General features: G+C 67.1%; 22 protein-coding genes, 1 tRNA gene and 1 pseudogene. 13 read left to right on the top strand and 11 right to left on the bottom strand.

The window, feature by feature from the left end; all coding sequences use genetic code 11:
* Positions 1–124: 124 nt before the first annotated feature.
* Together mtnN and KY500_RS16740 are read right to left on the bottom strand one after the other, a co-directional pair.
* Positions 125–853, bottom strand: a complete 729-nt coding sequence (gene mtnN / locus KY500_RS16745; RefSeq protein WP_219901493.1) for a 5'-methylthioadenosine/S-adenosylhomocysteine nucleosidase — start codon at positions 851–853, stop codon at positions 125–127.
* Positions 850–1,302: an S-ribosylhomocysteine lyase gene (locus KY500_RS16740; RefSeq protein ID WP_219903498.1), complete on the bottom strand. Its 453-nt coding sequence runs from the start codon at positions 1,300–1,302 to the stop codon at positions 850–852. The genes mtnN and KY500_RS16740 overlap by 4 nt, the downstream gene beginning before the upstream one ends.
* A 327-nt stretch (positions 1,303–1,629) precedes the next feature.
* Here KY500_RS16740 and KY500_RS16735 point away from each other — a divergent pair, with 327 nt between their 5' ends.
* Both KY500_RS16735 and KY500_RS16730 read left to right on the top strand, forming a co-directional pair.
* Positions 1,630–2,823, top strand: a complete 1,194-nt coding sequence (locus tag KY500_RS16735) for a hypothetical protein (protein ID WP_219901492.1) — start codon at positions 1,630–1,632, stop codon at positions 2,821–2,823.
* A gap of 8 nt (positions 2,824–2,831) precedes the next feature.
* On the top strand, positions 2,832–2,990 hold the full coding sequence (locus tag KY500_RS16730) for a hypothetical protein (protein WP_219901491.1): 159 nt from the start codon (positions 2,832–2,834) through the stop codon (positions 2,988–2,990).
* Positions 2,991–3,039: 49 nt separating this feature from the next.
* Here KY500_RS16730 and KY500_RS16725 read toward each other — a convergent pair whose 3' ends face one another.
* Together KY500_RS16725 and KY500_RS16720 are read right to left on the bottom strand one after the other, a co-directional pair.
* The gene (locus KY500_RS16725) at positions 3,040–3,978 is read right to left on the bottom strand and encodes an aldo/keto reductase family oxidoreductase (RefSeq protein ID WP_219901490.1); all 939 of its coding nucleotides are present in this window, start codon (positions 3,976–3,978) and stop codon (positions 3,040–3,042) included.
* A gap of 212 nt (positions 3,979–4,190) precedes the next feature.
* Positions 4,191–4,274 (bottom strand) — tRNA-Leu (locus KY500_RS16720).
* Positions 4,275–4,501: 227 nt separating this feature from the next.
* Here KY500_RS16720 and KY500_RS16715 point away from each other — a divergent pair.
* The 7 genes from KY500_RS16715 (at position 4,502) to pknB (ending at position 13,420) form a co-directional block, all read left to right on the top strand.
* A complete protein-coding gene (locus KY500_RS16715; protein WP_219901489.1) occupies positions 4,502–5,245 on the top strand; it encodes a DUF3662 and FHA domain-containing protein in 744 nt (247 codons plus the stop codon).
* Positions 5,242–5,832: an FHA domain-containing protein gene (locus tag KY500_RS16710; protein WP_219901488.1), complete on the top strand. Its 591-nt coding sequence runs from the start codon at positions 5,242–5,244 to the stop codon at positions 5,830–5,832. The genes KY500_RS16715 and KY500_RS16710 overlap by 4 nt, the downstream gene beginning before the upstream one ends.
* A 3-nt stretch (positions 5,833–5,835) precedes the next feature.
* A complete protein-coding gene (locus tag KY500_RS16705) occupies positions 5,836–7,065 on the top strand; it encodes a PP2C family serine/threonine-protein phosphatase (RefSeq protein ID WP_219901487.1) in 1,230 nt (409 codons plus the stop codon).
* The gene (locus KY500_RS16700; protein WP_219901486.1) at positions 7,049–8,449 is read left to right on the top strand and encodes an FtsW/RodA/SpoVE family cell cycle protein; all 1,401 of its coding nucleotides are present in this window, start codon (positions 7,049–7,051) and stop codon (positions 8,447–8,449) included. Before KY500_RS16705 ends, KY500_RS16700 begins: the two co-directional genes overlap by 17 nt.
* On the top strand, positions 8,450–9,901 hold the full coding sequence (locus KY500_RS16695) for a penicillin-binding protein 2 (RefSeq protein WP_219901485.1): 1,452 nt from the start codon (positions 8,450–8,452) through the stop codon (positions 9,899–9,901). It abuts the gene before it with no gap.
* Entirely contained in the window at positions 9,898–11,637 is a 1,740-nt protein-coding gene (locus tag KY500_RS16690; RefSeq protein WP_219901484.1) for a protein kinase, read from the top strand. The genes KY500_RS16695 and KY500_RS16690 overlap by 4 nt, the downstream gene beginning before the upstream one ends.
* A gap of 151 nt (positions 11,638–11,788) precedes the next feature.
* Positions 11,789–13,420: a Stk1 family PASTA domain-containing Ser/Thr kinase gene (pknB, locus tag KY500_RS16685; protein WP_370626833.1), complete on the top strand. Its 1,632-nt coding sequence runs from the start codon at positions 11,789–11,791 to the stop codon at positions 13,418–13,420.
* A 240-nt stretch (positions 13,421–13,660) separates the two neighbouring features.
* On the opposite strand, the gene KY500_RS16680 is transcribed toward pknB, so the two are convergent.
* Genes KY500_RS16680 through KY500_RS16670 form a run of 3 tightly spaced genes read right to left on the bottom strand, consistent with a single transcriptional unit; the run spans position 13,661 to position 15,308 of the window.
* Positions 13,661–14,299 (bottom strand): aminodeoxychorismate/anthranilate synthase component II, encoded by a 639-nt coding sequence (locus tag KY500_RS16680; protein ID WP_219901482.1) that lies wholly within the window; start codon positions 14,297–14,299, stop codon positions 13,661–13,663.
* Positions 14,296–14,457, bottom strand: coding sequence for a hypothetical protein (locus tag KY500_RS16675; RefSeq protein ID WP_167550805.1), 162 nt, complete (start codon positions 14,455–14,457; stop codon positions 14,296–14,298). Before KY500_RS16675 ends, KY500_RS16680 begins: the two co-directional genes overlap by 4 nt.
* A gap of 50 nt (positions 14,458–14,507) precedes the next feature.
* The gene (locus KY500_RS16670) at positions 14,508–15,308 is read right to left on the bottom strand and encodes a class E sortase (RefSeq protein WP_255579486.1); all 801 of its coding nucleotides are present in this window, start codon (positions 15,306–15,308) and stop codon (positions 14,508–14,510) included.
* A gap of 82 nt (positions 15,309–15,390) precedes the next feature.
* Here KY500_RS16670 and KY500_RS16665 point away from each other — a divergent pair, with 82 nt between their 5' ends.
* Entirely contained in the window at positions 15,391–15,633 is a 243-nt protein-coding gene (locus KY500_RS16665; RefSeq protein ID WP_066591464.1) for a cell division protein CrgA, read from the top strand.
* 204 nt (positions 15,634–15,837) lie between these two features.
* Here the strand turns inward: KY500_RS16665 and KY500_RS16660 are convergent, their stop codons facing one another.
* Both KY500_RS16660 and KY500_RS16655 read right to left on the bottom strand, forming a co-directional pair.
* Complete coding sequence (locus KY500_RS16660) at positions 15,838–16,686, bottom strand: rhomboid family intramembrane serine protease (protein WP_219901481.1); 849 nt, start codon at positions 16,684–16,686, stop codon at positions 15,838–15,840.
* 11 nt (positions 16,687–16,697) lie between these two features.
* Complete coding sequence (locus KY500_RS16655; protein WP_066591458.1) at positions 16,698–17,237, bottom strand: peptidylprolyl isomerase; 540 nt, start codon at positions 17,235–17,237, stop codon at positions 16,698–16,700.
* A gap of 123 nt (positions 17,238–17,360) precedes the next feature.
* Here KY500_RS16655 and KY500_RS16650 point away from each other — a divergent pair, with 123 nt between their 5' ends.
* On the top strand, positions 17,361–17,897 hold the full coding sequence (locus KY500_RS16650) for a hypothetical protein (RefSeq protein WP_219901480.1): 537 nt from the start codon (positions 17,361–17,363) through the stop codon (positions 17,895–17,897).
* 103 nt (positions 17,898–18,000) lie between these two features.
* On the opposite strand, the gene KY500_RS16645 is transcribed toward KY500_RS16650, so the two are convergent.
* The gene (locus KY500_RS16645; RefSeq protein WP_219901479.1) at positions 18,001–18,609 is read right to left on the bottom strand and encodes a hypothetical protein; all 609 of its coding nucleotides are present in this window, start codon (positions 18,607–18,609) and stop codon (positions 18,001–18,003) included.
* A 230-nt stretch (positions 18,610–18,839) separates the two neighbouring features.
* On the opposite strand from KY500_RS16645, the pseudogene istA reads away from it, so the two are divergent.
* Together istA and istB are read left to right on the top strand one after the other, a co-directional pair.
* Positions 18,840–20,365, top strand: a pseudogene (istA, locus tag KY500_RS19635) (IS21 family transposase).
* Positions 20,362–21,141 carry an IS21-like element helper ATPase IstB gene (gene istB, locus KY500_RS16635; RefSeq protein ID WP_219901478.1) on the top strand — a complete coding sequence of 260 codons (780 nt, stop codon included), beginning with the start codon at positions 20,362–20,364 and terminating at the stop codon, positions 21,139–21,141. The pseudogene istA and the gene istB overlap by 4 nt, the downstream one beginning before the upstream one ends.
* A gap of 275 nt (positions 21,142–21,416) precedes the next feature.
* On the opposite strand, the gene KY500_RS16630 is transcribed toward istB, so the two are convergent.
* Positions 21,417–22,091 (bottom strand): hypothetical protein, encoded by a 675-nt coding sequence (locus tag KY500_RS16630; protein ID WP_219901477.1) that lies wholly within the window; start codon positions 22,089–22,091, stop codon positions 21,417–21,419.
* Positions 22,092–22,095 lie beyond the last annotated feature (4 nt).

Genomic DNA, 22,095 nt, shown 5'->3' with positions numbered 1-22,095 from the left:
CCACGGCGCCCTCCGCCCCGCCCAACTGCTCCCCTGCGGACAATTGCACCCGGCGCACCGGGTGCAGATGTCCGGAGCGGCAACAGTTGCGCGGGCGCCGGGCGGCAGAGGCGACCGGGCGGAGTCAGTCCGTGAGCCGCCGCAGGATCTCCAGCACCACCACGGCGGAGCGGTCGGCCGCGTCGTCGACGTGGGTGAGGAAGTCGGAGCCGGCCACGGGCCCGCACAGGTCGGAGATGCCCCGCACGGCCAGGAACGGCACCCCGTGCACGTGGGCGGTCTGGGCGATCGCGACGGATTCCATGTCGGTGGCCAGCACCCCGGGGAACTCGATGCGAATGCGCTCCACGATGTCGCCGCCGACGAAGGTGTCGCTGGAGACCATGGTCCCCCGGTGCACCACGACGGCCGACCCGTCGGGCATCTGCACCGGGGATTCGGCCGCGGTGAGTGCGGCCGCCGTGCCAGGGTAGCTGGCGGGCATGCCGGGCACCTGGCCGAGCAGGTAGCCGAAGGCCCGGGCATCCGCCCCGCTGTTGAGGTAGTCGCTGCCGATGACGACCTCGCCTACCCGCACGTGCACGGCCACCCCGCCGGCCGAGCCCGCGCTGATCACGAGCGGCGCGGCGGCCGGTGCCGTGGCGCGTGCGAAGAGGATCGCCGCGGTCGCCGCGCCGGCCGCGTTGACCAGGCCGATGCCGCTCTGCACCAGGAGCACCTCGCGGCCGGCCAGCGTGAGGCTGTGCTGGCGGGCGTTGCCGATGGTCAGGGGGTCGGCTGCGGCCGAGGCGGCGGCGAGGAACGGGGCCGCCTCCTCCTCCATGGCCACCAGGATGATCGCGTCGATGCTCATGCGGTGACGGTGGGCCAGTCCGCGCGGGCGGCGAGGAATACCGTCACCGCATCCTGCGCCGCGGTGAGCGAGTGGTTCGCGCCCCACCCGCACTGCACCTCGTTCGCGGCGGGTACCTCGGTGGCGCCGAGGATGTCGGTCATGGTGGCCTCGATGAGCTCGAGTACCTCGGCGTACTCCGGCTGCCCCTGCAGAATCAGGTAGAAACCGGTCTGGCAGCCCATCGGCGAGAAGTCGATGACCCGCGCCGAGTGGTTGCGGGAGTGCTCGGCGAAGAGGTGCTCGATCGAGTGCACCGCCTTCATGTCCAGGTGGGCGACGTTGGGCTGGGTGAAGCGCACGTCGTACTTCACGATGGTGTCGCCCTGCGGCAGGACCTTGGTGTCGGCCAGGCGCACGTAGGGCGCGGCGACGGTGCGGTGGTCGAGGTTGAACGACTCGACGTTCATACGAGGCTGGTTCACTGGTGCTCCCTGAAAACTGTGGTGCCGGCCCGTTCGGGATGACCCATCGACAGTAACAGGCAAGCCGTGAACGGGCCGCGAGAGTGTCACCACACGACGGATGCCGTCAGCCATGTGCGGGATACTTGCCGGATGCAGACACGGGGGTTCGTTCGAGGGTGGGCCGGAGCGGGGGTCCTGCTGCTGGCACTGGGTTTGGCGGGGTGCACCGGGTTTCCGCGCCCGCCTGCGGAGGTCACGGCGGTGGTTGACGACGCCGCAGCGACGATCCGGAGCACGCCGGGAGTGGCTTCGGTCACGACGGATATCAGGGTGCGTGACTATAAGGACGGCGGGCCGTTGTCCGAGGTGGCTGCGTGGTCTGCCCTCCTCACTGTGCAAGCCGATGCGTCGGGCCTGGACCCGCGTTCCCTCGCCGCATCCGTGGCCGCCGACGGTCAGGACGGCTATGTCTCACTGACCACCGTCCTGCAGATTCCCGGCGAGCCGGGCACCGCGGACGTGCACCTGCAGTTCTCACCCCTTCCGAACGGCGTCCTCACGAGCGTTGAACCCGAGGAGATGGCCGACGCCGCCCTGGCGCTGCGCGACCTGCCCGGCATCAGCTCCGTATCGGTGTCGCAGCACGGGGACCCGGTGTCCGTCACCGTGGAATCGCCCGCGCTCTGGACCGATCTGACGCCGACGATCCGCGCCATCCCCGGCTTCGGCAGCGGTGCCCTGTCCGCCGTCACCCTGGTCACCCAGCACGACACCGGCGAATCATCGACGCTGACGTTCGACCCCCGGTCGCCGGCCGCCGAGCTGGTCCCCGTACTCAGCGAGCTCGCCGCAGCCACGGGAGTGACATCGGTGGCGTTCGACGGCGTCGACACGAGGAGGGAATTCTCCGCCTGGCGGCCGTCCCTCCGGGTCGCTGTCGACACCCGGAGTGCCCGTGGCCTTGTCGCGGCACGACTCACGGGGCTGAACGAGTCTGACGTGCCGTCAAACGGCCTGCCGCGAGCTTCCTTCACTGCCTCGACCGGCGGTGCCGACGCCTCCCAGGACCTCCGCGGCTATCTCGGGCTTCCCCTCGGCTCGGCCGAGCCCGACGACCGGATGACCGGACTCCCCGGCGCCGTTCCCCCGGCCGCCGTTGACCCGGCCGCCGCAGCAGCCCGGCTCGAGCTCGACCGGGCGCTCGTGACTGCCCTGCTGGATGCCGCCGGTGACGCCGCGGGAATCCGCGGCCCGACATCCGTGACCACCGAGACCTGCGAGGCCGGCGAAGACCAACAGGTGCAAGGCACGGTCGTCATCCCGATCTTCGAGATCGCCGACAGCGCGGACGAGGCCTTCGACGCGATCACGACCGAGTGGGAGGTCGAGGGCTACATCCGGTCGGACCGCGCCATGGGCCGGGACTTCTGGTCGGTGCCGGATGGCAGCCTGGACACCCTGTCGATCCGCGGAACCGCCGAGGGGATCTCGATCATGGTCACCGCACCATGTCTTCTCCTATAGTTGATGGCATGAATTCCGACCAGACGAACGACCAGAACACCCCGGACGGCTCCACAAACATCAGCGAGGCGGAGAAGGCCAGGCTCGACGCGCTGCCCGACGGTTCGCAGACCGACGGCGACTCCGAAACCGAAGAAGACGTCGCGTCGGGCAGTCCCGAGCAGTAGTCACCCACTCCTCCGGGCCGCCTCGACTCGACGTCTCAGACCGAGTCGCTTAGGGAACGATCTTGCCGGCGGCCCGGAAGAGCTCGTACCACTCGGCCCGGCTCAGCCGCAGGTCGGAGCCCTGCGCGGCGCCCGAGACCCGCTCGGGGCTGGTGGTGCCGAGCACCACCTGCATCTGGGCGGGGTGCCGGGTGATCCACGCCGTGGCGATGGCGATCGGCGGCACTGCATAGGCGGCGGCGAGGCGGTCGATGACCGCGTTGAGCTCCGGGTACTTCTCGTTTCCGAGGAAGACCCCGTTGAAGAAGCCCGCCTGGAACGGCGACCAGGCCTGCACGGTGATGTCGTTCAGCCGGCAGTAGTCCAGGATCCCGCCGCCGTCGAGGGTCACCGACTGCTCCTCGTCGGCCATATTCGCCGACACCCCCTGCGCGATGATCGGCGAGTGGGTGATCGAGAGCTGCAGCTGGTTGGCCACGATCGGCTGGCGCACGTACTTCCGCAGCAGGTCGATCTGGCGCGGGGTGTGGTTGGAGACCCCGAACGCGCGCACCTTGCCGGCGGCTTCGAGCTCGTCGAAGGCTCGGGCGACTTCCTCCGGCTCCACCAGCGCGTCGGGCCGGTGCAGAAGCAGGATGTCGATGTGGTCGGTGTCCAGCGCCGCCAGGGAGCCGTGCACCGACTCGATGATGTGCTCATAGGAGAAGTCGAAATACGGCCCGTTCTCTCCCACGATCCCGGTCTTGGTCTGGATGGTGAGCTCGTCACGCTGGGACGGCGTCAGCTTCATCGCCTCGGCGAACCGGCGCTCACAGCCGTGCAGCTCGTTCCCGTACACGTCGGCGTGGTCGAGGAAATCGATACCGGAGTCCCGAGCTGTGCGTACGAGCTCCCGCACCTCGTCGTCGGTCTTGTCGGCGATGCGCATCAGGCCGAGCAGCACGTTGGGCGCGACGATGTCGGTTCCGGGCATGGTGAATGTCTTCACAAGTGGTCCTTTCGAGACGGTCTCTCCACCGTAAGGAGCCGCAAGACACATGTAAAACAACTAACGCCGATGCCACTGAGAGCTGTGAGCGCTGAATCGCCGACCCGGTCGATCGGCGGGTTGTCGTCCCCGGACATGAGGAAAGGCCCCCGGTTTCCCGGGGGCCTTTCCGTTCGCGCGGATTTTCATCCTTCGTGCACTTCTTACGAGTGTGCGCGAGGGGGGACTTGAACCCCCACATCCTTTCGAATACTGGCACCTGAAGCCAGCGCGTCTGCCAATTCCGCCACTCGCGCGAACTTTGAAATCCTAGCATTCCCGAGGGCTCAAACACCATTCGGCACATTTGTGCGCCCGCAGGCCCGTGCGCAGTGCGCAAACTGGTGTCGCAATACCCCCTATTAGTGGTTCAGCCCGTCTACCCCCGTAGGATGACTTCCCGTGCCCTGACCCGCCCGTTGGGCGAGTTAACACGTGAGGCAAGTAACATGCTGATAGCCAAACGGACCGGATCGGGAGACCTGTGGGCATACTGGATAGCTTTGAGAAAGGTCTTGAGCGCGCCGTAAACGGTGCCTTCGCCAAGACCTTCAAGTCGGGCGTGCAGCCGGTGGAGATCACCTCAGCGCTGCGTCGTGAGCTCGACACCAAAGCCGCCGTCGTGGCCCGCGACCGCATCCTGGCGCCCAACCGCTTCACCGTGCGACTGGCCCAGGCCGATTTCCGCCGCATCACCGATCTGGGCCCGGCTCTGGTCGACGAACTCATCCAGTTGGTGCAACAGCACGCCGCCTCGCAGGGGTATCAGTTCACCGGCGCCGTGACGATCGACTTCGAAAACGACCCGGGACTGAGTGAGGGCATGGTGCAGGTGGATTCCACCAGCGTCAAGGGCACCGTCGCCTGGACCCCGGTTCTTGACATCAACGGCCACCGGCACGCCCTGGTCAAGTCCCGCACTGTGATCGGCCGCGGGTCGGATGCCGACATCACCATCGACGACACCGGTACCTCCCGCCGACACGTCGAGATCATCTGGGACGGCGCCCGCGCCCAGGTGCGCGACCTCGGCTCCACCAATGGCTCTCAGCTGAATGGCGCCCCCGTCAAACAGGCAATCCTCGAACCCGACTCGGTGATCACCATCGGCCGCACCCGCATCGTCTTCCGGGTCGTCGCCCAGGCCGGCTCCGATCCGGCGCCCCGGCGCACCGACGATGCCACCCAGCGGCACGACATGGGCGGATTCTGGGGGCCGAACACATGAATCCCAGTGAACTGACCCTGCTTGTCCTGCGCCTGGCGTTCCTGCTGGTGCTCTGGCTGTTCATCTTCGGCATCGTCTATGCGCTGCGCAGCGACCTGTTCGGCCAACGGGTGCGCAAGCTCTCCACCGACACGCCGGCCGCGGCCGCGGTGCCCTTCGCCACCCCGCCGCCCGCCCCGGTTCCCGCCGGAGCGTTCGCGCAGGCACCCGCCGCTTCCGCGTCGGCCCCCACCGAGCAGCTCTCCCGGCCCAAGCCGGCCCAGCCCGCCGCCGGGCCGGACAAGGCGACCACCCAGACCGCGACCAGCCTGGTGATCACCTCAGGGCCCAAGGCCGGCACCGAGTTCCCGCTCGGCTCCGAGCCCATCACCATCGGCCGGTCCAGCGACTCGAGTCTCGTCATCCGTGACGACTACACCTCCACCCACCACGCGCGCCTGATGCTCTGGCACGACGACTGGATGGTGCAGGACCTCGACTCCACCAACGGCACCTTCCTCGACGGAAAACGCGTGGCGGTGCCCACTTCGGTGCCGCTGAACACCACCGTCAAGATCGGCGCGACCAGCTTCGAGCTTCGGCGGTAGTGCATGGCATCGGTTAGTCACAGCGCCGCCGTGTCCAACGTTGGCAAGATTCGGGCCAACAACCAGGACTCCGGCTACGCCGGGCACACCCTGTTCGTCGTCGCCGACGGTATGGGCGGACACGCGGGCGGCGACGTGGCATCCGCCATCGCCACCAAGCGCATCATGGAGGCCGACAAGGCCTACCACTCGGCGCAGGACGCCGAGTTCGCGCTGCAGGCCGCGCTCATCGCGGCGAACTCCCAGTTGGCCGAAACCGTCTTCGAGCACGCTGAACTCACCGGCATGGGCACCACCGTGAGCGCCCTCGTGGTGCTCGACGACCAGGTCGCGATCGCGCACATCGGCGACTCCCGCATCTACCTGTTCCGCGACGGCGAACTGTCCCAGATCACCACCGACCACACCTTCGTGCAGCGCCTGGTCGACAGCGGCCGCATCACCGAGGCCGAGGCCATGGTGCACCCGCGCCGCTCGGTCCTGATGCGGGTGCTCGGCGACGTCGAGTCCTCCCCGGAGATCGACACGTCGATCCTGGCCACCCGCGCGGGCGACCGCTGGCTGATCTGCTCAGACGGGCTGAGCGGAGTGGTGTCCAACACCGGCATCGGAAACGCCCTCACGAGCCCGCTGGATGCCCAGGCCGTCGCCGACCGCCTCGTCAAGGAGAGCCTGGACGGCGGCGCCCCCGACAACGTCACGATCGTGGTCGTCGACATCAGCGACGGCGGTGAACGCCAGGGCGACCCCGTCGTGGTTGGCTCCGCCTCCGCCCCGCTCGCTTTCGGGGAAGAGCCGGTACGCACCCGCGCCCCGCGCATCCCGTCACTGCGACTGCACCCGGTGCGCGAGACCCACTTCGAGCCCGACTCGCAGGACTACCTCTCCGAGCTCATCGAGGAAGACGCCCGCCGGGCGCTCCGCCGCAAGGTCACCTGGCTGGCTGGCATCGTGCTGCTCATCGTGGCCATCGCCGGCGCCGCCCTGCTCGGCTACCAGTGGACGCAGAGCCGCTACTACGTGGGCGTTGAGGGCAGCACCGTCGCCATCTACCAGGGCATCCAGCAGGATCTGGGCCCCCTCAAGCTCTCCAGCGTCTTCGAAGACACCGACCTGGAGCTGAACCAGCTGCGCGTGTACGACCGCCAGCAGGTGGAGCGCACCATCAGCGCGTCGTCCCTGGAGGACGCCCAACTCATCGTGGAACGGTTGAGCAATGCCCCGGCAGAGTAACCCGGCCACGGATGCCCGCGAGTCGGCACCGCAGACCGGCAAGATCCGGCGCCTGCACCTGCCGCAGAAGCTGCGCAACCTCGAACTGTTCCTGCTGATCATCGCCTGCGGCATCAACCTCGGCGCCGTCGTGCTCGTGCAGTTGGGCGCGCTCGGCCAGATCGACACCACCCTGGTGCTGCTCGGCGCCAGCCTGTCCGGCCTGGTCTTCGCCCTGCACATCATGCTGCGCTTCGTGGCCCGCGAAGCCGACCCGTTCATCCTGCCGATCGCCACTCTGCTCAACGGCATCGGCATCGCCATGATCTACCGCATCGATATCGCCAACAACGAGGCCGGCTGGGCCAGTGCCGCCGTGCGGCAGACCGTGTGGAGCGGCTTGGCCATCGCCTGCGCGATCACCGTGATCCTGGTGATCCGCAACCACCGGGTGCTGTTCCGGTACACCTATGTGGCCGGTTTCGTCGGTGTGGCCCTGCTGCTGCTGCCCCTGGTCCCCGGCCTCGGCCGCGAGGTCAGCGGCGCCCGGGTGTGGATCGGTTTCGGCGACTTCGCCACCTTCCAGCCCGGCGAGATCGCGAAGATCGCCCTGGCCGTGTTCTTCGCCGGATACCTCGTGCGCAACCGCGACAGCCTCTCCATGGTGGGCAAGAAGTTCCTCGGGCTGCGGTTCCCGCGCCTGCGCGACCTGGGCCCGATCCTCGTAGTCTGGGCCCTGTCGATGTCGGTCATCATCTTCCAGCGCGACCTCGGCACCGCGCTGCTCTACTTCGGCCTCTTCCTGGTGATGCTCTACCTCGCCACCGGACGGCTCAGCTGGGTGCTGCTGGGCATGTCGCTGTTCCTCGGCGGCGCCGTCATCGCCAGCCAGACCCTCGACTACGTCAACGGCCGGTTCACCAACTGGCTGGATGCGCTCAACCCGGCCGTCTACGACGCCGACGGCGGCAGCTACCAGCTGGTGCAGGGACTGTTCGGCCTTGCCAAGGGCGGGCTGATCGGCACGGGTCTCGGCCAGGGGCGCCCCGAACTGACCCCGGTCCCGCAGAGCGACTACATCATCGCCAGCCTCGGCGAGGAGCTCGGCCTGGCCGGCATCTTCGCCATCCTGGCCCTCTACCTGCTCCTGGTCGCCCGTGGCTTCCGCATCGGCTTCGCCGGTCAGGACGACTTCGGCAAGCTCCTCGGTGTCGGTCTCTCCTTCGTCATCGCGCTGCAGTGCTTCATCGTGATCGGCGGTGTCACCCGCGTCATCCCGCTGACCGGCCTCACCACCCCCTTCCTGGCCGCCGGTGGCTCCTCCCTTGTCGCCAACTGGATCATCGTCGCCCTCCTGCTGCGATTGAGTGACACAGTGCGCAACCAACCTCGGCTGGTGGTCTGAATGAATCGTGAACTCAAGCGCGTGAGCATCGTCGTGATGCTCATGTTCGCCGCCCTGCTGACCTCCACGTCCATCGTGCAGGTCTTCCAGTCGGACAACCTGTCGGCCGACGACCGCAACACCCGCACCCTGCTGGACAGCTACTCGGTCGAGCGCGGCGCCATCCTCGCCGGCGGCGAGCCCATCGCCCAGTCACTGCCTGTCGACGACAACTACAAGTTCCAGCGCACCTACAGCAACGGCCTGCTCTACGCACCGATCACCGGCTTCATCCCGGTCAACGGCGCCCCTACCGGGCTCGAGCAGGCGCTCAACGGCGAACTCAGCGGCACCTCCAACTCGCAGTTCTTCGACCAGATCTCCAGCCTCGTCACCGGTCAGGACCCCAAGGGCGCCGCCGTGGAGACCACCGTCGACCCGGTCGCGCAGCAGGCTGCCTGGGATGCGCTCGGGGACCTCCAGGGGTCCGTGGTCGTCACCGAGCCCAAGACCGGCCGGGTGTTGGCCATGGTTTCCAAGCCCAGCTACGACCCGAACACCCTCGCCGTTCACGACAGCGCAGCGGTGAACGACACCTACGACTCCCTGGTCAACGCCCCCGGCGACCCGCTGATCAACCGCGCCATCAACTCGCTCAACCCGCCCGGGTCGGTCTTCAAGCTCGTCGTGGTGGCCGCAGCTCTCGAATCGGGCCAGTACACCCCCGACAGCACCTTCCCCAACCCGCCCACGTTCACCCTGCCGAGCTCGAGCTCGGTGGTCATCAACTCCGGCGGCGGCACCTGCGGTTCCGGCGACACCGTCACCATCGCCACCGCACTGCGGCTCTCCTGCAACATCCCGATGGCCGAGCTGGGCCTGCAGCTGGGCGACGACGCCATCCGTGCGATGGCCGAGAAGTTCGGCTTCAACTCGGAATTCAGCATCCCGCTGTCGGTCACGGCCAGCACGTACCCCGACGATCCCGACGACGCGCAGACCGCCCTGTCGGCATTCGGCCAGACCAGCGTTCGGGCGACCCCGCTGCAGATGGCCCTGGTCTCGGCCACCATCGCCAACGGAGGGATCGAAATGAAACCCAACCTCGTCGACCAGATTCTGGCGCCAGACCTCAGCCCCCTGCAGACGTTCCAACCCGTCGCGGCGGACCGTGTGATCAGCGCCGCGACCGCGGCCACGATGACGCAGATGATGGTCAACGGGGTCCAGGACGGGGCCGCGAGCAATGCAAGAATAGACGGAGTCGACGTGGCGGGAAAAACGGGGACTGCGGAGAACGGCGCTGATGATCCATACACCCTGTGGTTCACCGGATTCGCCCCCGCGGCAGACCCGCAATACGCGATCACCGTTCTCATCGAAGATGGCGGGGGACTCGGTCAGACGGGGTACGGCAACTTGCTTGCCGCACCGATAGCGAAACAGGTACTAGAGGCGGTGCTGAATAAATGAGACCCACAGCAGGGCTCACCTTCGGGGGACGATACGAACTGCAGTCGCGCATCGCCATCGGCGGTATGGGCGAGGTTTGGCAGTCCGTCGACCTGGTGATCGGGCGCACCGTCGCAATCAAGATCCTCAAGGACGAATACCTCGGCGACCCCGGTTTCCTCGAGCGCTTCCGCGCTGAGGCCCGGCACGCCGCGCTCGTCAACCACGAAGGCATCGCCAACGTGTTCGACTACGGCGAAGAAGACGGCAGCGCCTTCCTCGTCATGGAGCTGGTGCCAGGAGAGGCGCTGTCCACGATCCTCGAACGCGAGCACACCCTGCCCGCCGACAAGGTCCTCGACATCGTGGCCCAGACCGCCGCCGCGCTGCATGCCGCGCACGCCGCAGGTCTCGTGCACCGGGACATCAAGCCGGGCAACCTACTGATCACGCCCGAAGGCCGCGTCAAGATCACCGACTTCGGCATCGCCCGCATCGCCGACCAGGTTCCGCTCACCGCAACCGGCCAGGTGATGGGCACGGTGCAGTACCTCTCGCCGGAACAGGCCAGCGGACGCTCCGCCTCACCCACCACCGACATCTACTCCCTGGGCATCGTCGCCTACGAGAGCCTCGCCGGCCGTCGCCCGTTCACGGGCGAGTCGCAGGTGGCCATCGCCATGGCGCAGATCAACGAGCAGCCGCCGGACCTCCCCGACACCATCTCGGAGCCGGTCCGCAACCTGGTGATCTCCTGCCTGGCCAAGAACCCGGCCGACCGTCCCGCCTCCGCTGCACACCTCGCGCGTGCCGCCATCGCCCTGCGCCGCGGCGATGTCGCGGCCGCGGCGGCATCCGTACCCGCCGTTATGTCGGGCATCACGCCCACGGCCGCCACCATGCTCATGCCCGGTGCCGGCAACGACCAGACCACCCAGCTGATGCCGGCCTCCGGCGGACCGGTGCAACCGGGCACGCGCGCCGAAGCGGCCGCGGCCGCGGCGGCCAACGATCCCCAGAAAAAGAAGAAGAAGCGCAGCCCCTGGACCTGGCCGCTCGTCGCGCTCATCTCCATCCTGGGCCTGGTTCTCATCGGCACCCTGGTGACCCTGTTCAACACCACGGCCGCCGAAACGCCCGCCCCGGCACCCACCGTGACGTCGAGCACCCCGCCGGCGCCCAAGCCGACCCCCACGTCCACCCCCACCCCGTCAGCCACCACGGTGCAGGTTACCCAGGCGGACTTCCTGGGCAAGACCAGCTCCGAGGCCCGGGACATGCTCAGCGAGATGGGCCTCAGCGCCAACGTGGTGCCCGACAAGCCCGCCACCACGGCGGAGCAGGTCGACACCGTCTACGGCATCAACCCCACCGGCAAGGTCACGCTCGGCACCACCATCACGGTGAGTGTGTACGGCGACGTGGCCACCCCGTCGGCTCCGTCCGGCACGCCGACCGCCACCCCCTCCACGGTGGCCCCGGGCGGCACCGTGACGGTCACCTGGCCCGCCCAGTCCTGCCCAACGGGCCAGGAGCTCTCCGGCTATGAACTGCTCGCCGAGGGTGCGACGTCACCGAGCCCGACCGGCGCGGACACCACCACCGCAACGGTCACGGCCGGCGCGAACAACTTCACGGTGAAGTTCCGGTACTTCTGCGGCCAGGTCGAGTCCGACTACTCCGCGGCGACTTCCGTCACCGTGACCGCACCCGCCACCACGCCACCGACCACGGCACCCACCGCACCCGTCGGCTAGGGGTGTCACCCGTCGCGCGTCCCGGGGGCCGCGCGACGGATCTTGACTAAAATGACCAACAGTGTCGCGAGCAGGGAGTTTTGCATTGACTGATGAGGGCCGTCTGCTAGCAGGTCGCTACCGCGTCGGCGCGTCGATCGGCCGAGGCGGAATGTCCGATGTCCACATCGGCACCGACTCCAGACTCGGCCGCACCGTGGCCATCAAGCTGCTCAAGTCCTCGCTCGCCGTCGACCCGGCCTTCCGCACCCGGTTCCGGCAGGAAGCCCAGGCAGCCGCCCGCATGGCGCACCCCACGATCGTGCGGGTGTTCGACGCCGGTGAAGAGACCATCACCGAAGACGACGGCACCGAAGCCCAGATCCCCTTCATCATCATGGAGTTCGTCGACGGGCGCCTGCTCAAGGACATCATCAAGGAAGGTCCGATCGACTCGGTCGAGGCCGTCCGCATCATCGACGGGGTGCTGACCGCCCTCGAGTACTCGCACCGCGCCGGCGTCGTGCACCGCGACATCAAGCCGGGCAACATCATGATCACCAAGGCCGGTCAGGTCAAGGTCATGGACTTCGGCATCGCCCGAGCGATCTCAGACTCAGCCACCACGGTCGCGCAGACTACCGCGATCCTCGGCACCGCCTCCTATTTCTCGCCCGAGCAGGCCAAGGGTGAGTCGGTGGATGCCCGTACCGACCTGTACTCCAGCGGCGTCGTACTCTTCGAAATGCTCACCGGACGCCCGCCGTTCCGGGGCGACACCCCGGTGGCCGTGGCGTACCAGCACGTCAGCGAAGCCCCGGTGAAGCCCAGCTCGGTCAACCCCAAGGTCTCCCCGGCCCTGGACATCGTGGTGCTGCACGCCCTGGCGAAGGACCGGTTCGACCGGTACCAGAGCGCGGTCGAGTTCCGCAACGACGTCGAGACCGCCGGCGCCGGGCACATCCCGGTGCACCGCCCGGTCGACGACGTCGCGGCCGGTCTGTTCGGTGCACCGCCCGAGGTGGAATCCACCTCCGAGCTCGCCCTCAAGCAGCTCGCCGAGGACCAGACCATGGCCCGCACCCAGCGGCGCCCACCGGTGATCTGGATCTGGGCCGGCATCGTCAGCGTCGTCGTCATCGTGATCGCGGTAATGTTCTGGGCCCTGAGTCTGACCCCCAACAACGAACTGCCCGACTCCTCCCGCCGAGTTCCGGTTCTGGTGGGCTTCAGCTATACCGACGCCCAGGATGCGCTTCTCGAGCTGGACCTCGCCGCGACCATGGCGGAGGAGAGCAGCGACACCGTCGCCAAGGATGAGGTCATCCGCACCGATCCGCCGTCGGGCACCATCGCCCAGCCTGCCACGGTGATCAAGGTGTACGTGTCCACCGGCAAGGAACTCGTCGAGATGCCGGACACCACCAAGCAGCCCTTCTCGGCTGCCGAACCGTTCCTGGTCGACCGCGGCTTCGTGTCCGGTTCGGTGACGACGGAGAACTCCGCGGATGTGCCGGAGGGCGTGGTCATCGCCACCAGCCCGGAGCCGCGCGAGATGACACCGGTGGGAACCACCGTGGACTTCACGGTCTCCACCGGACAGGTCACCGTGCCCGATGTGCTCGGGCAGGCGCTCACTGCCGCGAACTCCCTGCTGCAGGCCTCAGACCTGCAGCTGGTGCCCAAGCTGAAGCCCGACTACGCCTGCGACATCGTCGCCGGGTCGCCGATCACCAAACAGTCACTGCCGCCGGGCGACGCGCCCCAGGAGTCCGAGATCACGCTCACCTACTGCGCCGGCTGACGCCGCCTCGTCGCCCGCCCCGCCTCGTGGGTCGAGCCCGCGTCGTCGGTCGAGCCCGCGTCGTCGGTCGAGCCCGCGTCGTCGGTCGAGCCCGCGTCGTTGGTCGAGCTTGTCGAGACCTGGTAACCATGCCTCCAGGTCTCCTAAGGAAGTGCGCTTCCGCCGACCACCCGGGCGCGAAGCGCCCCCACAGCTCGACAGGCTCGACCACCGGGCGCCACGGCGCCCGGACTACCCGCGTCAGCCGAGCTTGAGCATGGGCGTGAGGTGCTTTGCGGTCTCGCGAGCCTCCGGCAGCCCGGCCAGGGCCAGCCAGTTGCCCACCATCAGGTAACCGCCCTCGGTCAGAACCGACTCCGGGTGGAACTGCACCCCGAGGATTGGCGCCGAGACGTGCCGCAGGCCCATGATGACTCCGCCCTGAGTGCGGGAGGTCACCACGAGGTCGCTGGGCACCGTGCCGTTCACGACGGCCAACGAGTGGTACCGGGTGGCCGTGAACGGCTGCGGCACCCCCTCGTAGAGCTCGCTGCCGTCGTGGCTGATCTGCGAAGTCTTGCCGTGCATGAGTTCCTCGGCATTGGTCACAGTGGCACCGAACGCCTCGGCGATGGCCTGGTGGCCCAGGCAGACCCCGAACAGCGGCAGGTTGGTGGCCACAGCGGCCTCCACAGCGGCGATCGAGATGCCGGCGTCTGAAGGCTTGCCCGGCCCGGGCGAGACAAGCACCCCGTCGAACTCCGCGATGCGCTCCGCGACCTCGCTGGCGGCGAACGCGTCGTTCCGCACCACCTCGGTCTCAGCGCCGAGCTCGCGCAGGTAGCCGTTGAGCGTATAGACGAAGCTGTCGTAGTTGTCGATCACGAGAATGCGGGTCATGGGGCGCCCACCGTCACTTCCTGGTTGTCAACGAACGTGTTCACCCAGGGGTACACCCAGGTGGCGAGGCTGTAAAGCACGGCGCCGACGAGCACCAGCACGAGCAGGATGCGCACCCACACCGGTCCGGGCAGGATCCGCCAGAAGGCTGCATACATGGGTTGGTCCTCGATCTTCGTGTTGCTGGATGGGTGGGGCGGCCGGCAGGTCAGGCCGCGGGGATCATGGCCGCCAGCTCGGCGGGCGGACCGGCCGAGATCGGTTGCCAGGATTCGAATACACCGTAGGCGATGATCCGCTCGGCTGTCGAGAAGAGCGGGTTGCACGTGGTGAGGGTGATCAGCCGGTCGACCGCGGTGGCCGAGGGGTCGTGCGGCACCGGGGCGATGGCGTCGATCGCGCTCGGCGGCACGTACTCGAAGTCGCGGAACCGGTAGGTGTAGTAGCCGTCGGCGGTCTGCACGTAGATCGCGTCGTTCAGCTGCAGCTCGTTGATGACGTGCATCCCGCCGCCGTTCGCGCTGCGATGCGACGCGATGGCGAAGTTGCCCACCTCGCCGGGCATCTGGGTGCCCGGGTAGTGCCCGATGCCCAGGTCCGGGCTGTTGAGCACATCCGTTCCGGTGCCCTGTGCGACGGTGCGTTGGTAGGTCGCGCCGAAGCGCGGCACGTAGAGCACCGCGAACGCGGTGGCGTTGTCGGGCGCGGCGGCCACCACAGGGTCGCCGTAGCCCTCCTCGGTCACGGGCGCCGGCTTCGGGTCCGGCCCAGCGTTCTCGATCCAGCCCTTGCTGATCGACTCGGCGGCACGGGACTGGGACGCCGCCATGACGGCGTCGTTCCACCAGAGCTGCCAGGCGAGGAAGAGCAGCACGAGCACCCCGCCGGTGATGAGCACTTCGCCGAGCACACCGATCACACTCACGCGTCGGCGGGCCGGCGTTGATGCGGCGCGCTGGGCTCGCCGCCCGCGTTGGGCCGGTACTGCGGACGGGGCAGGCTCGGTCATGCAGTCGATTCTAATCGGCCCTGAATGCGCATCTGCCGTACTCCGGCAGGCCCGCGCAGGCGGGGACGCTAGAATCTCAGGCATGGCACGCACAAATCCCCGCACCAAGCCCGCCCGCCCCGAGGCCCGCTCGGGCGAGGACGCCCCCAACGCCGTCTGGTTCAAGCCGGTGATGTTCGGATTCATGCTGATCGGGCTCGCCTGGATCATCGTTTTCTACGTCAGCCAGGGCGCATTCCCGGTTGCGTCGTTGGGTTCGTGGAACATCCTGGTCGGATTCGGGATCGCGTTCATCGGCTTCCTGATGACCACCCGCTGGCGCTGACGCACCCATAATTCACGGACTGTTCCGCCTGCGATAACCACCCGTTCGGGTAGTCAATTACAGCCGTGTAATTATCCCCAGTGTGGAAACTCCTGTGGATAACTTTCCCACCGGGTGTGGATAAGTCCTGTGGAAAGTCGCCAAACGCCCGGACACACCCGAAGTCCGCCGGTCATTGCCCGTCGCGGCCGACCGTGGCCGGGCTCAGACGAAGAACTTGCTGAGGCTCAGCGCCACCAGCAGCAGGCCGAAGGCGCCGAGCAGCACGAACTGCAGCGTGCGCTTGCTGCGCTGGCGGGTCTGTACGAAGATCAGGCCGATGACGGCGCCGCCGATAAGGCCGCCCACGTGTGCCTGCCAGGCCACGTTGAGTCCGGGCAGGAACCCGATCACCAGGTTGATGCCCACCAGGACGAGAAGTTGGGTGGCGTTGCCGCCGAGCTTCCGCTGGATCACCAGGAACGCGCCCATGAGACCGAAGATGGCTCCGGATGCGCCGACGACGGCGACCCGCGGGTCCGCCAGGAACAGAACGCCGAGAGACCCGGCGAGCCCACTCATCAGGTAGAGGGTGAGGAACCGGCTGCGGCCGAGCATCCGCTCGAGGATCTGACCGAAGATCCACAGTGTGTACATGTTCAGCAGCACATGGAAGATGAACCCGGTGGAGTGCACGAAGACGCTGGTCAGCATGCGCCATGGTTCGAAGGCGCCGGGGTAGGAATACACGCCGGCGTACAGCAGCCGGTCGGTCACGCCCAGTCCGGGGATGAGCTGGAGCACGAAGATCACCAGGGTCAGCGCGATGATCGAGTACGTGACCACGGGTTCGCCGGGGGCGGTCATGCGGCCCAGTCGGGTGCGGGCGGCGGACTTGGTGCGCGGCGCGCTCTGGCGCTGCTCGCGCATGCACTCGGGGCAGATGACGCCGACCGCGGCCTGGGTCTGGCATTCGGGGCAGATCGTGCGCCCGCACCGCTGACAGAGGATGAAACTCTGCCTGCCCGGATGCCGGTAACAGAAGTTGGCGGCGGTTCCGGGCAGGCTGGTCATAGCTGGAGGTCCTAGACCTGCTCGACGGTGATGCTCTCGATGACGACATCGGTGAGCGGACGGTCGCGACCGTCGGTGGGCACCACGGCGAGCTGGTCGACGATCGCACGGGACGCCTCGTCTTCGACGGCGCCGAAGATGCTGTGCTTGCCCTGCAGCCAGGTGGTCGGCACGACGGTGATGAAGAACTGCGACCCGTTGGTGCCGCGGCCACCCTGGATGCCGGCGTTCGCCATGGCGAGGACGTACGGCTGGGTGAAGTCCAGCTCGGGGCTGATCTCATCGTCGAACTGGAAGCCGGGTCCGCCGGTGCCCTGGCCCAGCGGGTCGCCGGCCTGGATCATGAAGTCCTTGATGATGCGGTGGAAGACGGTGCCGTTGTACAGCGGGTCGTTGGAGGTCTTGCCCGTGGCCGGGTGCTTCCACTCGATTTCGCCGGTTGCGAGACCGACGAAGTTCTTGACGGTCTTCGGGGCGTGGTTACCGAAGAGGTTGACCTTGATCGGTCCGAGGGTTGTATTGAGCGTTGCGACGGCAGTGTGCTTAGACATAGGCATAATTCTTGCACAGCAGCATTGAGCGAATCCGACTGGGTGCTAGGCACCCAGAGCGCTCACAGGCTATTCAGTGGCAAGATGGTCACTAATCACCACAAGAATCGATGGAGGGTCCAGATGAGCCTGTCACGCAAGCGCCGAAAGGAACTCACGCGTCTGCGCAAGAGCGCGGACGAACTGTGGAGTCACCAGCAGGAAGTTCTCGACCGCGCAAACGAGATTGCACGCGAAGCCGGCCGCCAGGCTGGTGTGCTCACTCGTGAAGAAGTAGTCCCGCGCGTTCGCCAGGGATACGAGCACTACCTGCTCCCCGGCGTGCACGCCACCCAGGATTTAGCCGGTGGCGTACGCCACCAGGTCGTTGACAAGGTTCTGCCGGGCATCGGCACTGCCTTGGGCGCAGTCATGTCGGTCGGCGACATCGCCAAGGAGGCCCGCTCCGCCACGCTGGACCGGATTCGTTTCCAGAAGCCGGTCGTCGTTCAGAAGCAGGGCCCGGGCGCCGGCACGTACATCGCCATCGGCGTGGGCATCGCTGCCGCAGCCGGTGTCGCGTACGCCATCTGGCAGACGTTCCGCGCCGACGACGAGCTGTGGGTCTCCGAAGACGAGTCGCTCCTGGACTCGCCGATCGAGAAGTCCACGGACGTCTAGTTCGCTCGTTTCGCACACAAGACCCTCGTCTCTGACGGGGGTCTTGTTGCGTGTGGGGCTCGATGTCATCGGCGTCGAGGCTGCAGAGCTCAGGCCGCCGACCTCACGAGACGACGGGCCCGTCCATGTTCCATCCCGTGCCACCGGCACGCACGGTACGCACCGCGGATGCCCATGCTTCGGCTTCCAGGAGAATCAGCTGTGACCTGAGATCGCCCGGCGCCCGTGGGGGCCGCCAGGTGTCTGCGGCAGGCAGGGGCGCACGCGTGGCTTCAGAGGTCTGGTGAGCCTGAAGGGCATTCATTCGACTCGCGTACGGTTCCGTCACGAACATCGCTGGGTAGAAGTCATCCTGCGCGTTCGCGTTGAGTACCTGGATAACCCGAACCGCACGAATCTGTCTGGTCTCTTCGATCGTCATCGGCCAGCACTCGAGACGCTCGAGATCATTCATCAACGCAGCGTCGTCCGGATACTTTCGGACGCGAGCGGGTTTCTGGGCCGGCGCCGTACCGTAACGCACGGTCCAGGTCGTACCGGTCCTGGTGATCCGGGTGGGCTTCTTCCATGGCGTCTGCACCGGGATGAGCATGTGCGGGCGCTGCCGGGTTTCTTCATCGATCGGGGCCGGTACTCCGCCATAAAGGATCGGAGCCGTGGGCGGCCAGAACCACTCCAGAGGTTCCTGGTCGCTGACGTGCGGATTCGTCACGGCCCACCCGCGTGTCCACAACCTGGACGCACCATGTTAGCGGCCATGACAAACTGCCCATAGGCGGCCACGGAAGTGCCCACTGACGGCCAGTAGAACTGCCCGCTGGTGGCCATGAGATCTGCCCACTTCTATTTCTGAACCCCCGCCCGGTTACACGGCGGGAGCCCCTTCCTGGGTTTTGATGACGGTGTCTAGTCGCATCAAAGTCGCCCAGGAAGAGGCCCTGAATGAAGTTTGACGGAGAAATCATGGAAATACTCGCTGCCTACGACCTGACCGGGTCGTTGCGCGCCACAGCCGAGATCACCGGCTGCTCGCACCACACCGTTGCCCGGCACGTCGCGGCCCGCGACGCGGGCCGGCCGATCGCCGAGCCCGCGTTCCGGGGCCGGGTCACGGACCCGTTTATGCCCAAGATCGAGGAGTGGGTTGAGAAGTCCCAGGGCAAGATCCGCGCCGACAAAGCCCACGAGAAGCTCGGCGCACTGGGCTATGACGGGTCGGAGCGCTCGACTCGGCGGGCGGTCGCGCAGGTCCGCGCCGCGTTCCGGCTGGGCCAGGTGCGAGTGCACCGGCCCTGGATCACCGAGCCGGGCATGTGGTTGCAGTATGACTTCGGCGACGGCCCCGTCATCGACGGCAAGAAGACCGTGTTGTTCGTCGCCTGGCTGGCCTGGGCCAGGTTCCGCATCGTGATCGCGCTGCGCGATCGGACGGCGCCAAGCGTGTTCGCCGCGTTGGATCGCTCGTTCCGGCTTCTCGGCGGAGCCCCAACTTACGTCCTGACCGACAACGAGAAGACCGTCACCGTCTCGCATGTTGCCGGCGTTCCGGTGCGCAACCCGCAGACGGTCGACTTCGCCCGGCACTATGGCGTGACGGTGCTTACCTGCCAGCCCGCAGACCCGGCTTCCAAGGGCGGGGTGGAGTCGTCGGTGAAGCTCGCCAAGGCTGACATCGTGCCCAAAGACACCAACCTGCGCCCGAATACGCCTCGTTCGCCGAGGTTGAAGCGGCCTGCGACGCGTTCATGGCCCTGGTCAACAACCGGGAGCACCGAGCTACCAAGCGCAAGCCCTCGGCGATGCTCGAGGAGGAACGTCCCCGCTTGCACCGGGTCCCCGACACTGCGCACACCGTCGCGCTCGGTCTGACCAGGGCCGTTCCGGAGAACACGCCGATGGTCACGTTCGAGACCGGCCAGTACTCCGTCCCGGCGCACCTGCTCGGCGCCCGCGTGTTCGTTCGCAGCCACGGCGTTGGCGCCGACGAGCAGGTCGTCATCGTCCACGTCGGCACTGACGGACCCGTCGAAGTCGCCCGGCACCACCGGGCCCGGCCCGGCAGCCCACGCCTCGACGACGCCCACTTCCCGGACCACCGGGAGAAGATCCCGGGCGACTACACGATCACCCCGCGCAGCAGCGCGGAAACCGAGTTCCTGGCCATCGGCGCCGGCGCGCACGCCTGGCTACTCGAAGCCGCCGCTGCCGGCACCGCCCGGATGAACGTGAAGATGGCCGAAGCCGTCGCGCTGGCCAAGATCAGCGGCACCACCCGAGTCGACACGGCCCTGGGCCAAGCGGCCACTTACGGTCGTTTCGCGACCGGTGACCTCGCCTCTCTCCTGAACGCTGGCGGCGCCCGACCGCCGGCCCGGACAGCGACGGAGACCAGTTCCCTCGCGCAGGGCACCGCCGGGTGGGCTGCGATCGGGCAGACCGCCGGCGACGAGCTGGAGCAAAGCGCATGAGCGTCACCCAGGCCGCCGCGCCCGCGCTGCCGGCTGAGCTGGAGGCATTGATGCGGCAGTTGAAGATGCCCTACGCCCGCGCCCTGGCCCCCGAGCTCATCGCGACCGCCCGGGTGCAACGATGGGAGCCGACCGAGATCATCAAGGCACTGTTCGTTGAGGAGGTCACCGGCCGGTCCCGGTCAATGCTCGCGACCCGGCGCAAGGCGGCAGGGTTCCCGACGGGGAAGACGTTCGACACCTGGGACGAGTCGGCGTCCTCGATCCCGGTGCCCACCCAGCAGGCCCTGCGCACGTTGGAGTGGATCGGGCGGAAGGAGAACGTCGTCGTTTGCGGGCCGTCCGGGACCGGGAAGACGTTCTTCCTCGAAGCCCTCGGCCAGCAAGTCGTCGAGGCCGGCATGCGAGTCGCGTGGTTCCGCCTCGAAGACCTCGGCGCCCTCGTCAGGGCGCACCGCGCCGACGACTCCGTCGGCCGGGTCGTGGCCCGGATCCTGCGCTCAGACCTGATCGTGATCGACGACATCGGTCTGCTCGAAGTCGGTGCTGACGCCGCCGAGGGCCTCTATCGACTCGTCGATGCCGCCTACGAGAAACGGTCCATCGCGATCTCGTCGAACCTGCACCCCGCGGGCTTTGACGAGCTCATGCCCAAGACCCTCGCCACGGTGACCGTTGACCGGCTCCTGCACCACGCCCACGTCTGCCGAACCTCGGGCGACTCCATCCGCCTCACCCAGGCCCTCGCCGGAAAGGGCGTCACGACGATGAGTTAGATCAAAACCGACCGCTCATGGCCAACGCCACCAACACCCAGGTGGGCAGATCTGTTGGCCATGAGTGGGCAGTTTCCCTGGCCACCAGCGGGCAATTCTGCTGGCCGCCTACGGGCAGTTCTCAATGGCCATTGACAAGCGCTAACGTTAGCCGTCCACGACGATGGGGTTCGAGATGGCTCGGTTGCAATTGCCATTGCCCAATTGGGGATCGTCTGCCGGGCGTGCGACTGCCAGAGCAGTTGGGTCGTCAGTGACAGCCAGGGGAGAGCAACCTAACGGTCATCACGCTCGCCACTCCGTTCGCTCGTGCCCTCTGTCTTGGCCTCAAGTCGATGAAGCAAGTCGTCGTACGCAGCGTCGTTGAGCGGTCGGTTCAGGTTCAGGAACGCGCCGTCCAGAAGTACTAGTGGAAAACTCAGCCCGTTTGCCAGAGTTATCTGCATGGCGCGGGTGAATTCGAAGGTGGTCTCGGAAAGAACTGGTGCCACACTCGAAACGTCGGCCCAGTCCCAAAACAGTAGCAATGTGGCATCGCTCTGGCAGTCCCAGAGCGCCATTCCATCTTCTTCGACGGTGAGTGCCGCATAGTTACAAAATCGCTGTTTTATCTGGGCTCCCGCGAATTCATCCACCTCTGAAAGATGGCCGGCTAACTCGCGAGACTTTCGAACGACAAAAACTTCTGCGCCACTGCTTGTTTGCTCCTCGATGGACTTCAACATCTTGCGTTTGGCAATCAAGTTCCAGCCGTAACCGATGGCTCCAAGGGCCATTGCAAAGGTGAACGCCCCAAGCATCGGACCAATGAAATTGCCAAGTAAGTCAGAGCTCGGAATCAGCAAAGAACGAATAGCGATCGCCGCCGGGAATGCGGCCGCGGCAAGGACTCGTCCCCAACGGAGCCGCTGTCGCGGGAACGCAGCGCTGGGTACTTTCGGGCTTCTCATGCTA

Source organism: Cryobacterium sp. PAMC25264, from assembly GCF_019443325.1.
Classification (GTDB): Bacteria; Actinomycetota; Actinomycetes; order Actinomycetales; family Microbacteriaceae; genus Cryobacterium.
This window is presented reverse-complemented; position numbering and strand designations above follow the sequence as displayed.

Bases quoted from the DNA above. Each gene is read 5' to 3' on its own strand.
- mtnN (WP_219901493.1), bottom strand. From the start codon at position 853: ATGAGCATCGACGCGATCATCCTGGTGGCCATGGAGGAGGAGGCGGCC.
- KY500_RS16740 (WP_219903498.1), bottom strand. From the start codon at position 1,302: ATGAACGTCGAGTCGTTCAACCTCGACCACCGCACCGTCGCCGCGCCC.
- KY500_RS16730 (WP_219901491.1), top strand. From the start codon at position 2,832: ATGAATTCCGACCAGACGAACGACCAGAACACCCCGGACGGCTCCACA.
- KY500_RS16710 (WP_219901488.1), top strand. From the start codon at position 5,242: ATGAATCCCAGTGAACTGACCCTGCTTGTCCTGCGCCTGGCGTTCCTG.
- KY500_RS16705 (WP_219901487.1), top strand. From the start codon at position 5,836: ATGGCATCGGTTAGTCACAGCGCCGCCGTGTCCAACGTTGGCAAGATT.
- KY500_RS16700 (WP_219901486.1), top strand. From the start codon at position 7,049: ATGCCCCGGCAGAGTAACCCGGCCACGGATGCCCGCGAGTCGGCACCG.
- KY500_RS16695 (WP_219901485.1), top strand. From the start codon at position 8,450: ATGAATCGTGAACTCAAGCGCGTGAGCATCGTCGTGATGCTCATGTTC.
- KY500_RS16690 (WP_219901484.1), top strand. From the start codon at position 9,898: ATGAGACCCACAGCAGGGCTCACCTTCGGGGGACGATACGAACTGCAG.
- pknB (WP_370626833.1), top strand. From the start codon at position 11,789: ATGTCCGATGTCCACATCGGCACCGACTCCAGACTCGGCCGCACCGTG.
- KY500_RS16680 (WP_219901482.1), bottom strand. From the start codon at position 14,299: ATGACCCGCATTCTCGTGATCGACAACTACGACAGCTTCGTCTATACG.
- KY500_RS16675 (WP_167550805.1), bottom strand. From the start codon at position 14,457: ATGTATGCAGCCTTCTGGCGGATCCTGCCCGGACCGGTGTGGGTGCGC.
- KY500_RS16670 (WP_255579486.1), bottom strand. From the start codon at position 15,308: ATGACCGAGCCTGCCCCGTCCGCAGTACCGGCCCAACGCGGGCGGCGA.
- KY500_RS16665 (WP_066591464.1), top strand. From the start codon at position 15,391: ATGGCACGCACAAATCCCCGCACCAAGCCCGCCCGCCCCGAGGCCCGC.
- KY500_RS16660 (WP_219901481.1), bottom strand. From the start codon at position 16,686: ATGACCAGCCTGCCCGGAACCGCCGCCAACTTCTGTTACCGGCATCCG.
- KY500_RS16655 (WP_066591458.1), bottom strand. From the start codon at position 17,237: ATGTCTAAGCACACTGCCGTCGCAACGCTCAATACAACCCTCGGACCG.
- KY500_RS16650 (WP_219901480.1), top strand. From the start codon at position 17,361: ATGAGCCTGTCACGCAAGCGCCGAAAGGAACTCACGCGTCTGCGCAAG.
- istB (WP_219901478.1), top strand. From the start codon at position 20,362: ATGAGCGTCACCCAGGCCGCCGCGCCCGCGCTGCCGGCTGAGCTGGAG.
- KY500_RS16630 (WP_219901477.1), bottom strand. From the start codon at position 22,091: ATGAGAAGCCCGAAAGTACCCAGCGCTGCGTTCCCGCGACAGCGGCTC.